This is a genomic window from Pseudomonas sp. GW456-12-10-14-LB2, from assembly GCF_002884345.1.
In the GTDB taxonomy this organism is placed as follows: Bacteria; Pseudomonadota; Gammaproteobacteria; order Pseudomonadales; family Pseudomonadaceae; genus Aquipseudomonas; species Aquipseudomonas paraglycinae.
The window spans coordinates 191,222-204,867 of the sequence record NZ_POHV01000002.1; the positions used below are offsets into that span (position 1 = coordinate 191,222).

At 61.9% G+C, this 13,646-nt stretch carries 7 protein-coding genes; 6 read left to right on the top strand and 1 reads right to left on the bottom strand.

Features of this window, described 5'->3' with window-relative positions:
* Positions 1-26: 26 nt before the first annotated feature.
* From dgcB to C1X29_RS02445, 6 genes are all read left to right on the top strand, one after another.
* The gene (gene dgcB, locus C1X29_RS02420; protein WP_102716760.1) at positions 27-1,976 is read left to right on the top strand and encodes a dimethylglycine demethylation protein DgcB; all 1,950 of its coding nucleotides are present in this window, start codon (positions 27-29) and stop codon (positions 1,974-1,976) included.
* Entirely contained in the window at positions 1,976-3,196 is a 1,221-nt protein-coding gene (locus tag C1X29_RS02425) for an electron transfer flavoprotein subunit alpha/FixB family protein (RefSeq protein ID WP_102716761.1), read from the top strand. The genes dgcB and C1X29_RS02425 overlap by 1 nt, the downstream gene beginning before the upstream one ends.
* A 9-nt stretch (positions 3,197-3,205) precedes the next feature.
* Positions 3,206-3,976 (top strand): electron transfer flavoprotein subunit beta, encoded by a 771-nt coding sequence (locus C1X29_RS02430; RefSeq protein WP_102716762.1) that lies wholly within the window; start codon positions 3,206-3,208, stop codon positions 3,974-3,976.
* 1,216 nt (positions 3,977-5,192) lie between these two features.
* Positions 5,193-8,645: a GMC oxidoreductase gene (locus C1X29_RS02435; protein ID WP_102716763.1), complete on the top strand. Its 3,453-nt coding sequence runs from the start codon at positions 5,193-5,195 to the stop codon at positions 8,643-8,645.
* A 147-nt stretch (positions 8,646-8,792) separates the two neighbouring features.
* Positions 8,793-10,661 (top strand): hypothetical protein, encoded by a 1,869-nt coding sequence (locus C1X29_RS02440; RefSeq protein ID WP_102716764.1) that lies wholly within the window; start codon positions 8,793-8,795, stop codon positions 10,659-10,661.
* A 26-nt stretch (positions 10,662-10,687) separates the two neighbouring features.
* A complete protein-coding gene (locus tag C1X29_RS02445; protein WP_102716765.1) occupies positions 10,688-11,932 on the top strand; it encodes a metallophosphoesterase in 1,245 nt (414 codons plus the stop codon).
* Positions 11,933-12,089: 157 nt separating this feature from the next.
* Here C1X29_RS02445 and gbcA read toward each other — a convergent pair whose 3' ends face one another.
* Complete coding sequence (gene gbcA / locus C1X29_RS02450; RefSeq protein WP_102716766.1) at positions 12,090-13,382, bottom strand: glycine-betaine demethylase subunit GbcA; 1,293 nt, start codon at positions 13,380-13,382, stop codon at positions 12,090-12,092.
* Positions 13,383-13,646 lie beyond the last annotated feature (264 nt).

A 13,646-nucleotide genomic window follows, 5' to 3' on the forward strand; every position in this document is an offset into this window, starting at 1 on the left:
CTTGCACCTCGCCAGAGGTGACTCTGATGTTGAACACCCTTCTTCCAATCCTGTTGTTCGCAGCCCTGGCCCTCGCGGTGCTGGGTGCGTTGCGGCGGGTGGCCATGTGGCGCCGGGGCCGGGCCTCGAAGGTCGATCTGATTGGCGGCCTGTTCGCCATGCCCAAGCGTTACATGGTCGATCTGCACCACGTGGTGGCGCGGGACAAATACATCGCCAACACCCACGTCGCCACGGCGGGCGGTGCGGTGGCGTCGATCGTGCTGGCGATTCTGGTGCACGGTTTCGGCCTGCATAACCGGATCCTCGGCTACGCGTTGCTGCTGATGACGGCGGTGATGTTCGTCGGAGCGATCTTCGTTTACCGGCGTCGGCTCAACCCGCCGTCGCGGCTGTCGAAAGGCCCGTGGATGCGCCTGCCGAAAAGCCTGCTGGCGTTCTCGGCCTCGTTCTTCCTGGTGACCTTGCCGGTGGCCGGAATCCTGCCGGAGAACTTCGGTGGCTGGGTGTTGGCAGCGATTCTCGGCATCGGTGTGTTGTGGGGCGTGTCCGAGTTGTTCTTCGGCATGACCTGGGGCGGCCCGATGAAACACGCCTTCGCCGGGGCCCTGCACCTGGCCTGGCACCGTCGCGCCGAACGTTTTGGTGGTGGTCGTTCCACCGGTTTGAAACCGCTGGACCTGAACGATCCGACCGTGCCACTGGGCGTGGAGAAACCCAAGGATTTCACCTGGAACCAGTTGCTCGGTTTCGACGCCTGCGTGCAGTGCGGCAAGTGCGAAGCCGCGTGCCCGGCGTTCGCCGCCGGCCAGCCGTTGAACCCGAAAAAGCTGATTCAGGACATGGTCGTCGGCCTCGCTGGCGGCACCGATGCTAAATTCGCCGGCAGCCCGTACCCCGGCAAACCGGTGGGCGAACACGGCGGCAATCCACATCAACCGATCGTCAACGGTCTGGTCGATGCCGAAACCCTGTGGTCTTGCACCACCTGCCGCGCCTGCGTCGAGGAGTGCCCGATGATGATCGAGCACGTCGACGCCATCGTCGACATGCGCCGCCACCTCACGCTGGAAAAAGGCGCGACGCCGAACAAGGGCGCCGAAGTCCTGGAAAACCTGATCGCTACCGACAACCCCGGCGGTTTTGCCCCGGGCGGACGGATGAACTGGGCGGCGGACTTGAACCTCAATCTGCTTAGCGAAAAGAAATCCACCGACGTACTGTTCTGGGTCGGCGACGGTGCCTTCGATATGCGCAATCAGCGCACGCTGCGTGCGTTCGTCAAAGTGCTGAAAGCGGCGAAAATCGACTTCGCTGTACTCGGTCTTGAAGAGCGTGACAGCGGCGACGTGGCCCGCCGTCTGGGTGACGAAGCGACCTTCCAGTTGCTCGCCAAACGCAATATCCAGACCCTGGCCAACTACAGCTTCAACCGCATCGTCACCTGCGATCCGCACAGCTTCCATGTGCTGAAAAACGAGTACGGCGCGTTCGATGGCAACTACCTCGTGCAGCACCACAGCACTTATCTGGCGGAAATCATCCAGGCCGGCGCGCTGAACCTCGGTCAGCACAAAGGCAACAGCGTGACCTATCACGATCCGTGCTACCTCGGCCGCTACAACGGCGAGTACGAGGCGCCGCGCGAAGTGCTGCGCGCCCTCGGCATCGAGATCAAGGAAATGCAACGTTCCGGCTTCCGTTCGCGCTGCTGCGGCGGCGGTGGCGGGGCGCCGATCACCGACATTCCGGGCAAGCAGCGGATCCCCGACATGCGCATGGAAGACATCCGCGAGACCGGCGCCGAGCTGGTGGCCGTGGGTTGTCCACAGTGCACGGCGATGCTTGAAGGCGTGGTCGAACCGCGTCCGCTGATCAAGGACATCGCCGAACTGGTGGCCGACGCGCTGCTCGAAGACGCCGCGCCGAACAAGCCTGCCACCCCGGCCAAACGTGAACCTGCGGAGGCCCACTGATGAGCGACATTATCCGCCGCGACCCCCGCGCCGAATGGATCGCACGCAACCGCCTGCACCCTCTGCACGCGGCCATGCAACCGGCGCAACACAGCTGGATGGGGCCCAACGGGATCATCCGCAAGAACCTGCACGGCATCGGCTTCATCGGGCCGAACGGCATCAAGCGCATCGACCGCAGCGGCGCCCAGCAGGGCGGGGCGGTCAAGCGTTCGGCAGCGGTCGAAGTGCAATTGCCACTGCATCAGGTGCCAGCCCCGGCGTTCTACATCAGCGTGGTCCCGGACATGGTCGGCGGCCGCTTGAGCAGCCACGACCGCGACCTGCTCGGCCTGGCCCATCAACTGGCCGGCAGCGACGGCGCGGTGCTGGCCGTGGTGTTTGGTGAGCACAAGGAAAACGCTTTCGCCACGGCGGGCGTTGACCGCCTGCTGGTGCTGGAAGGCGAAGAATTCAGCGGTTATGCACCGGAACAACGGATCCAGGGCTTGCGGGCTGTGGATAACCAGTTCAACCCGCGTCACTGGCTCCTGCCGGACAGCCGCAGCGGTGGCGGCGAACTCGGTCGACGCTTTGCTGCCGCACTGGGCGAGCGCCCGGCGACACGGGTGTGGCAGGTCAAGGATCAGGAGTGCATCGGCCGCGCCGGTGCCGGGTTGCAGGATCTGGCCCGCCCGGTGGCGCGTTTGATTCTGGCGTCCGCCGAATGTGCGGAACCGGTCAGCGAAACCCGTCACGAAGCGCTGCCGGTGGAGTTATCCACACCCGTCGCGCGCAGCCTGTCGCGGATCGAGGATCTGGGCGCTGTGGCGGTGGATCCGGCGGCGATTCCGATGGCCGAAGCGGAGTTCATCTTCTCCGGCGGCAACGGGGTCAAGGACTGGGCGCTTTTCCACAGGACTGCCGCCGCCCTCGGCGCCACCGAAGGTGCTTCGCGGGTGGCGGTGGACGACGGCTTCATGGCCCGCGACCGTCAGGTCGGCGCGTCCGGCACCTGGGTCACCGCGCGGGTTTACGTGGCCGTGGGTATTTCCGGGGCGATCCAGCACCTGCAAGGCATCGGTGCCTGCGACAAGGTCGTGGCGATCAACCTCGATCCGGGTTGCGACATGATCAAGCGTGCCGACCTGTCGGTGATCGGCGAAAGCGCGGAAATTCTTCAGGCCTTGATCGCGGCGGTAGAGGCTTACCGCAACGAAGCCAAGCGCGATGCGGCTTAAGGAACGGTTATGAGCACAAAGATCATCAGTCTGGTTTCAATCGGCGCCCACCCGACCTCCGGCCGCCCGCGCCGCGCCGATCAGGACGCACGCGCGGTGGAACTCGGCCTGCAACTGGCAGGGGATAACCTGCAAGTGCTGCACGCCGGCGACATCGCGGAACCGGCGCTGCGCGCCTATCTGGGCATGGGACTTGCGCAGATGCATGTGCTGGAACAACCGGCGGGCGCCGATGCGCTGCCGGCGTTGACCGAGTATCTGCGTGATGCCGGTGCACAAGTCGTGTTGACCGGCAGCCAGGCGGAAACCGGCGAAGGCTCGGGGATGCTGCCGTTCCTGCTGGCCGAAGGGCTGGGCTGGCCGCTGGTGGTGGGGTTGGCTCAGGTTGAGTCGATCAACGACGGTTCGGCACTGGTGCTGCAAGCGTTGCCCCGTGGGCAGCGGCGCCGGCTGAAGGTGCGCCTGCCGTTTCTGGCGACTGTGGATAACGCTGCGCCCAAGCCTCGGCAGAGTGCTTATGGCCCGGCGCGACGTGGCGTTCTCCAGGCTGAGGACGTGGAAGTGGTGGACGACGAATTGCTGGCGGTGGCGACCCTGCAACCGGCGAAGCCCCGACCGAAACGGTTGAAGGTGATCAAGGCCAAGAGCGGGGCGGACCGGATGAAGGCGGCGACGGCCAAGGCCAGTGGGGGTGGTGGGCAAGTACTAAAAGGTGTGACGGCGCAGGCCGGTGCTGAAGCGATTTTGAAGTTGTTGATCGAAGAAGGTGTTGTCCGCTAGAAGCCCCCTCACCCTAGCCCTCTCCCGGGGGGAGAGGGGACTGACCGAGTTGGGCCGGCCACTTACATCGACCTGCGACTCCGGTGGTGACCTTGGTTCGCCAAGACTCGATCACTCTCTCGCCAGATTTGAGAAAACCTGAGGTCACGATAAACGCTCAGGTCGATGTACCTCGCGAGATCACCACCGTAGGCTCCCTCTCCCCCCGGGAGAGGGCTGGGGTGAGGGCAGCGGTCACAAACCATCCACTCCTCAGAATTTACACACAATCCCTGTTAACCACTCTGTGGATAACATGTTCGCCCCTCTCCCAACCCCATACAAACCAAGTCCTTCAGCCCTCAGATCAAAAAACAACCAGCCTAACTCGCGGTTTTTTCTGAGTTTTTCCCCAGAACAACTCTCAGACTTGCCCCCAATCTCTGTTGGCGCTTCTGTGGATAAGATGTTCGCTGTACGCTGCAAGCCATATAAACCGTGGCTTACAAAGATCTGATCAAAAAACGCTCAATTCAGTCTTTTAACCCGCCAATCCCCACGCAAACCCCTATTTATCAACGCCTCCAGCGCTTTTCCACAGCACCCGACAAGTTACCCCCGAACTCTGTTGGCGCTTCTGTGGATAAGGTGTTCGCCATCCTCTACAAGCCACGTAATCCTTGACATGTAGACGATTGATCAAAAAACAATCAATCGCCAATGGAAACCCTGCTTCTGGATAAGTCACGAATTTTCTTCACAAAATCCCGATTTTTTTTCCAGGTCATCCACAGTTGTCCCCATTAGCTGTGGGTGTCTATGTGGATAACTTGTTCGCCAAACCCTGCAACCCCCGGCGGGCTTAGTCCAAAAGGCAATTGATCAGATTTCATACAGTTCTAAGAGGCTGCCTTGACTTCGATCCGGTGCCTGTCTTCACTGCAATGGCACAAGGACAGCCTTCACTTATCCACATCTGGTTCAGGGAGAACGCGTGATGGATACCCGGCCCCACCGCTTACCCCTCAATCCCTGCACGCTCCGTGCTCTGCCGGCAGCTTCGCCACGCAAGCGCACGTTGCGTCGTGCCGCCAATCAGCACGCCCGTCTGTAGCGCCTGATTCCTGCCCAAACCGTTGTACTGCCGTCGGGATTTCCCGGAGGCCAGGTGCCCGTTCGCCCATTGATTGCAGGCAACCGCAGAGTTGCCCCATCTGCCTGAGAGAGGAACCACCTCATGACACGGATCGCAACGCCCATCAGCGAAATCAAGGAACACTACGACGTCATCGTCATTGGCTCCGGGTACGGCGGCGGCATTGCCGCGTCGCGCCTGTCCCGGGCCGGTAAAAAGGTCTGTCTGCTGGAACGCGGTCGGGAGATCCAGCCCGGCGAATACCCCAACACCATGATCGCCGCGACCGAGGAATTGCAGGTGCACGATCCGGACGGCCACATCGGCTCGCGCACCGGGTTGTTCGACTTGCACGTCAACGCGCAGCAGAACGTGGTGGTCGGTTGCGGCCTCGGCGGCACGTCGCTGATCAATGCCAACGTTTCCCTGGAGCCGACCGTCGATGTTTTCCAGGATCCGCGCTGGCCACTGGCGGTACGTGAGGACCACGACGGCTTGCTCAAGGAGGGTTACGCCAAGGCCCGGGAGATGCTCAAGCCCAATCCCTACCCGAGCACCTCGCCGAACCTGCCGAAGCTTGATGCCAACAAAAAATCCGCAGATTTCCTCAAGCAAGGCGCGCACTTCTACAAGCCGCCGATCAACGTGACCTTCGACAAACTGCCCAACAACCTCAACCACGTCGGCGTCGAGCAACTGCCGTGCAACCACTGCGGCGACTGCGTTTCGGGCTGTAACAACAAGGCCAAGAACACCACGCTGATGAACTATCTGCCGGACGCCACTAACCACGGCGCAGAGATTTTCTGTCAGGCCCAGGTGCGGCATCTGGAGCGCGACGGCAATGGCTGGATCGTGCACTTCCAGTACCTGGACAGCGGCCGCGAGAAGTTCGACGCGCCGACGCTGTTCGTGAAGGCCGACATCGTCGTGGTCTCCGCCGGCACCCTCGGCTCCACCGAAATTCTGTTGCGCTCGCGGGACAAGGGCCTGGTGATGTCCGGCCAGCTCGGCGAGAACATGAGCGGCAACGGCGACATCCTCGGCTTCGGCCATAACTGCGAGCAGACCATCAACGGCATCGGCTTCGGCGCGCACTCGGCCAAGGAAATGCAACCGGTCGGCCCGTGCATCACCTCGATCATCGACATGCGCACCGAGGGTGACCGCAGCAGTCGCATGGTCATCGAGGAAGGTTCGATCCCGGGCGCCCTTGGTCGGCCGATGGTGCCGGCAATGGCCGGGTTCGCCGAGATGATCGGCAAGCCCACCGACGACAGCTTCAGCGGCAAGGTGAAGTACAAGGAGCGCGAAGCCGAAAGCTTCCTGCGTGGCCCGTATCACGGCGCGCTGCACAACATGCAGACCTACCTGATCATGAGCCACGATAGCGGCCAGGGACGCATGGTCCTCGACAGCAAGGATCAACTGCGCATCGACTGGCCGGGCGTCGGCGAGCAGGAAAACTTCAAGATCGGCAACGAGCGGCTGTACCAGAGCACCAAGGCTCTGGGCGGGATCTGGGTCGAGAATCCGATCTGGACCAAACTGCTCAAGCACAGCATCGTCTCGGTGCATCCGCTGGGCGGTTGCGTGATGGGCGAAGACGCCGCGCAAGGCGTGGTCAACCACAAGGGCCAGGTGTTCAGCGGCGCCAGTGGCACCGATGTCTACGCCAACCTTTACGTGACCGACGGCGCGGTGATCCCGACGTCACTGGCAGTCAACCCGCTCCTGACCATCTCCGCCGTGAGCGAGCGCAACATGGGCCTGCTGGCCGCCGATCGTGGCTGGACGATCGACTACACGCTGCCGTCGGCGCAGCGCAAACAGACCGCGCCGCCGACCCTTGGCGTGCAGTTCACTGAAACCATGAAAGGCTACTTCTCCCGCGCCTTCACCGCCGCGCAGAGCACCGACCTGAAGGTTTATGAGGCGGCCGCCAAACGCGGCGAGGCGGACAACTCGCCGATCGACTTCACCCTGACCATCACCGCCAACGACCTCAACCGGATGATCAAGGAGCCGGAGCACGCCGCGACCATCGTCGGCACGGTGATCGCCCCGGCGCTGTCGCCGGAACCGCTGACCGCCAGCAACGGTGTGTTCAACCTGTTCGAGCAGTTCGAGCAGCAGGTCGACACGCGCCACATGAAGTACGACATGAAGCTGACCGCCGAGGACGGCCACGACTATTTCTTCAGCGCCTTCAAGACCGTGCCGGAAGACAACGGCGTGCTGAATATCTGGCACGACACCAGCACCCTCTACGTCACGCTGTATCGCGGGCCGGACAAATCCGGCGAAGTCATCGGTTCGGGTGTGATGCACATCAAACCGACCGATTTCGCCAAGCAGATGACCACCATGAAAGTCCTCAATGCGCGCAACGAGCGTGAGCGCATCGAAGGGCTGGCGCGGTTCGGCAAGTTCTTCGCCGGGATTCTCTGGGAGAGTTACGGCGGGGTGTTTGCCGGGGACAAATACTTCAATCCCGACGCGCCGCCGCGGCTGAAACGGCCACTGGATGCACCGACGCCGGCCGTGCATTTCTTCTCCACTGAAGATGGCGTCCAGCTGCGCCTGACCCGCTATCAGGCCGGCAGCAAAGGCCCGGTGATGCTGGTGCATGGTCTGGGCGTGGGCTCGAATATCTTTTCCACCGACACCATCCAGACCAACCTGCTCGAATTTCTGTGCAAGCACGATTACGACGTGTGGCTGCTGGATTTCCGGGTGAGCATCCTGCTGCCGGCAAGCAAGAAGGAATGGAACGGCGACCAGATCGCCCAGTACGACTTCAAGGCCGCCATCGCGCAGATCCAGCAGGAAACCAAGGCCAAGGACGTGCAGTGCGTGGTGCATTGCTACGGCGCCACGACCTTCTTCATGTCGCTGCTCGCCGGTTTGCAGGGTGTGCGTTCGGTGGTCTGCTCGCAGATCGCCGCCGACACGGTGGTCGCGACGGCAACGGGGCTGAAGGCCGGTCTGCACTTGCCGGGGATGCTCGATGCGATCGGCATCAAATCGATGACCGCCTATGCCGACAGCAAGGAGAACTGGTTCAACCGGCTCTACGACAAGGCGCTCAACGGCTACGCGCGGATCGAAGCTCAGGGCTACTGCACCAACCCGGTGTGCCACCGCATCACCTTCATGTACGCCTCGCTGTATCGCCACGACACCCTCAACGAAACCCTGCACGACAACCTGCACGAGCTGTTCGGCGAGTCGAACATCGAGACCTTCGAGCACCTGGCGCTGATCGTGCGCAAAGGGCATCTGGTGGATTTCAAAGGGCACGACGTGTACATGCCGCACTTTGATCGGCTGACCATGCCGATCTGTTTTATCAGCGGTGCCGACAACCAGTGTTATCTGCCGGAGAGCACGCTCAAGACTTATCAGCGGGTTTGCGAGAAGCACGGGCCGGAGCGCTACAGCCGGCATGTGGTGCCGGGTTACGGCCATATCGATTGCATGTTCGGCAAGAACGCGGTGGTCGATGTGTATCCGATCATCCTTGAACACCTGGAGAAAACAGCCCTCGGATAGCCCCGATCGTGTCGATCGTTCCCACGCTCTGCGTGGGAACGCCGCCATGGACGCTCTGCGTCCGCTTTTGTGACGCGGAGCGTCACGAGATGCATTCCCTCGCGGACGGTTCGACGCTTCGACGGGGGAACGATCTGGGGAACTGATATGGACAGCTACATCCGCTGGTTTCAACGCTTCATCTGGCTCGGCATTGCGATGAACATGGTGTTCGCGATCCCGGCGCTGTTCGCGCCGGGGTTGCTGACATCGGTGGTCGGCCTGCCGCCGCAACTCTCCGACCCGTGGCTGGAAAACGCCGGGATGCTGCTGGTCGGCATCAGCGTGTTCTACATGCCGTCGGGCTTCAACGCGCCGCGCTACGTGGTGCATTCCTGGCTGTGCGTGCTGACGCGGCTGATCGCCGTGGCGTTCTGGATCTACCTGATCAACACCAGCAGCCAGGGCTCGGTATTCGTACCGATGCTGATGGGCGACCTGAGCTTTTTCCTGATCCTCGGCATCCTGCTGTACCTCGGCACCACCCCTGAAAACCGACCCTTGGCGCTGCTCTGTGACGGCTGGCGCGAATGGCGCGCAGCGTGGGCGCGGCAGTGGCAGAGTCACGGGTTCAAGGTCGGCACGCTGATCGTTGTGGCACTGCTGGCGTTCATCGGTTACCAGACCTGGTATCAGATGCTGCGGGTGGTGCCGGAGCAGGATTACGCCTCCGACGAAGATCACTATAAATACGCCGCCATCGGTCTCGGTATCGAAGCGCGAATTCCGTATTACCTGTTCTCCGTGCTGCCGCAGATGTGCCCGGAGAAACTGCCGAAACCCGGCGGCTGGGAAGTCTTCGGCTTCCTGTTCGAGAACGGTAAGGACCTGCCGATCGGCATGGCCAAGCGACAGATCGGCTACCCGACCGTCGAGCCGAACTGCGCGCTGTGCCACACCGGTTCCTACCGGGCGAATGCCAGCGATGTCGCGGTGAATGTGCCGAGCGCACCGGCCAACACTCTGCAACTGCAAGCTTTCCAGTGGTTCGCCTACGATTGCGCCAGCGATCCGAAATTCACCACCGACGCCGTGATGGCGGCGATCAACAGCAAGTTCCAGCTGGGCTTTTTCGAAAAGCTCTACAACCGCTACCTGATCATCCCGATGGCCAAGACCGCGCTGCTCAAACAGAAGCAGGCCTACGCCTGGCAGAAACTGCGCCCGCAACAGGGACCGGGGCGCACCGACACCTTCAACCCGACGAAAATGGTGGTGTTCGGCTTCCCGGATGACTCGACCATCGGCACCGTCGACCTGCCGCAAGTGTGGAACCAGAAACCCCGGGAATCGATGTACCTGCACTGGGACGGCAATAACAACAAGATCCACGAGCGCAACTACGCCGCCGCGATGGCCGTGGGCGCGACGCCGGAATCGGTGCTGCCGCCGAGTTTCAACCGGGTGACCAACTGGCTGCTCGGGCACAAGGCGCCGGCGTGGCCGTGGGCACTGGATCAGGCCAAGGTCGCCCAAGGCAAACCGGTGTGGGAGGCCAATTGCGCCAGTTGTCATGACTTCGGCCGTACCGACACCGGGCAAGTCACCACCAACATCGACCAGCTCGGCACCGATCCACACCGGCTGAACTCGTTCACCACCGGGCTGGTGGCGGCGTTCCACACCTTCAAGAAACCGCCGTTCGATTTCGGCGCCTATCGCAAGACCCAGAGCTACAGCAACACGCCCACCGACGGCATCTGGCTGCGCGCGCCGTACCTGCACAACGGTTCGGTGCCGACCCTGTGGGATTTGTTGCAACCGCCGGAAAAACGTCCGCAGGTGTTCGTCACCGGCTCCGATGTCTACGATCCGGTCAACGTCGGCTTCGTGACCAGCGGCGCGCAGGCCAAAGCCTCGGCGGATTTCACCTACGACACGCGCCTGGAAGGCAATCACAACAGCGGTCACCTGTACGGCACGACGCTGTCGGACGACGACAAGCGTGCGCTGATCGAATTCATGAAAACCCTGTGAACCCCCTACGGATAGAGGATTACGCCATGTCAGCGGTCGGTCATCTGAAACACGAATACGACAAGGTCAAGGTGCGCCTGCACGGCTTGTTCACGCGCATCGAAATGGCCTGGATGAAGCTCATCAGCGAGCTGGAGCCGCAGGAGTTTCAAGCCATCATCAAGTTGCTCCAGCGCGGTCACGATCAGGCGCAATACGTGCTCAAGCACGGCGAGTTGCCGACCGACGAGCCGGCCGTGCCGTGGGAGTTGGCCCACGGTTTGTCGATCCTGCGTATCGGCAGCGCGACGCCGCTGCCGCAATCGCCCGATCAACTGCAGACCAGGGTGCTCAAGGACGGCACGCTACTGGGCTGTCGCAAATGGGAGCTGCTGGATCTGCTGTGGAGCGAGGCGCTGCTGAAGTGGATCGAGAACCTGCGCCATCACGCGACCTTCGGCACCGATCCGGCAATGGTGACAATGGATCGCGAAGTGACGCTGGCGATTGCCGGCGACTGGGGCACCGGGCCGTTCAACAGCCATGCGCCGGCGGTGTCGGTGGCCAACCAGATGCAACTGGTCAATGCCGATTTCACCATTCACCTGGGGGATGTCTATTACGCCGGCACCCACTCCCAGGAAGACACCGACATGGCGGGCTGGCCAATGGGCACCCACGGTTCGTTCACCCTCAATTCCAACCACGAGATGTATAGCGGCGCCCACGGTTATTTCAAGGAACTGGCCGCGCGTTTTCCTGGGCAGCAGGGCACCAGCTACTTTGCCCTGATCAACGACGACTGGCTGATTGTCGGGCTGGACACGGCGTACGCCTCGGACGTCATGAACCTGTACATGGACGGCACGCTGAACAAGCCGCAGATCGAGTGGATGAAAAGCCTGCCCAAACGCAAGAAACTCATGGTGCTCAGCCACCATCAGGGCTTCGACATCACCGGGCACAACAAGACCGCGCTATATCAACCGGTGTGCGATGCACTGGGGCGTGAGCCGGATTATTGGTATTGGGGGCATCTGCACAATGGCATCGTCTATGCGCCGCAGGGTGGGCTGCATGCGCGCTGTGCCGGGCATGGAGCGATTCCCTATGGCACCACCAGCGAACTGAACGGGCATTCGCGGGTGCTGTTTTCGGAGACGCAGGATGCCAACGATCCGGACTATCCGCTGCGGGTGTTGAATGGGTACGCGAAGATCAGGTTGGTGGGGGAGGAGATTTTCGAGGAGTTTATCGGGGAGGATGGCTCGGTAAGGTGGTCATCGCAATGATGCGGTTGCTATAAGGACGCCATGATCGTTCCCACGTCGAGGCGTCGAACCGTCCGCGTGGGAATGCCTCAATGGACGCTCTGCGTCCGCTTTTGGGACGCAGAGCGTCCCCGGCTGCATTCCCACGCAGAGCGTGGGAACGATCGGTCAGATGCAATCAGCCTTGGACCGGCACGCCTTTGAGGTACGGTGCAGGCTCGGCGCCGAGGTTGCTCAGCATCCGCTCGCTGTACCAGTCCACGAAGTTGACCACGCCGAACTCATAAGTCTTGGAGTACGGGCCCGGCTGGTACGCGGTGGAGTTGATCCCGCGCTGGTTCTCTTCGGCCAGACGACGGTCCTGATCGTTGGTCGCGTCCCACACCTTGCGCATGCGTTCGACGTCGTAATCCACGCCTTCGACCGCATCCTTGTGCACCAGCCATTTGGTGGTGACCATGGTTTCCTGAGCGCTGATCGGCCACACGGTGAATACGATGATGTGGTCGCCCATGCAGTGGTTCCACGAGTGCGGCAAGTGCAGGATGCGCATCGAGCCCAGGTCCGGGTTCTTGATCCGGCCCATCAGTTTGGCGCAGCCCTGTTTGCCGTCCATGGTCATCGACACGGTGCCCTTGAGCAGCGGCATGCGCACGATGCGGTTGCGCAGGCCGAAACTGGCGTGGGCGTAAGGGATCTTCTCGGCTTCCCAGGCAGCGGCGGAGGCGGCGACGTGATCCTTGAACGCCTGATCGGCACGCGGGTCGGTGACGTCGTCCCATTCCAGCAGGGTTTTCAACAGTTCCGGGTGAGAGCCGCTGCAGTGGTAGCACTCGCGGTTGTTTTCCAGCACCAGTTTCCAGTTGGCCTTTTCCATCAAGGTGGTGGTAATCGCCACCTTGGTGTTCTCCATGTCGTACGGTTCCATGTAGTGGTTCAGTGTCGACAGGAAGTCATCGATGGCCGGCGGGTTCTCCGCCAGGCTGATGAAGATGTAGCCGCCGGCAGTCTTCACGTTCACCGGTTTCAGACCGTACTGCTTCATGTCGAAGTCGGCGCCCATCTCGGTGCCGGCGAACAGCAGGCGACCGTCCAGCTCGTACGTCCACTGGTGGTAGTGGCAGACCAGTTTGGCGACCTTGCCCTTGTCGCTGGTGCACAGGCGCGAGCCACGGTGACGGCAGACGTTGTGGAACGCGTGCACCACGCCTTCGGCGCCGCGAATCACGATGATCGGGTTCTTCCCGATCTGCAGGGTGATGTAGTTGCCCTTGGCCGGGATTTCGCAGGTCATGCCGGCGATCAACCACTCTTTCTGGAAGATCTCCTGCATGTCGATATCGAACAGCCGCTCGTCGCTGTAGAACGGCTGCGGCAGGGAGTAGGTGCGCTCGCGTTCCTGCAGCATTTGTGCGGTGGCCTTGCGTGCGGGTTCCAGCGGGTCGCCCAGGCTGATTCTTGCGGTGTCCATCGATGTAATCCTCAAGGCCATCTACGTGGCCGCGAAAGTGGCTGATCGGGTGTGCGGCTAAGGGGTGCTACGCAAGGTGTAAAGAATCTGTTTGTGTTGGGGCGAGTGTGGGGCCGCCGCTGCCCGGAACCTTATCCATGGGCGACATGGTGCAATCTGTTCCCGACGCGCAACCCCCGGTGGTTGGGGGCTGGTCGCGATAAGTATGTCAATGTCGCGGATAGGTAAACGGGGCGTTCGCGCTATACGCAGAATCGCCACATG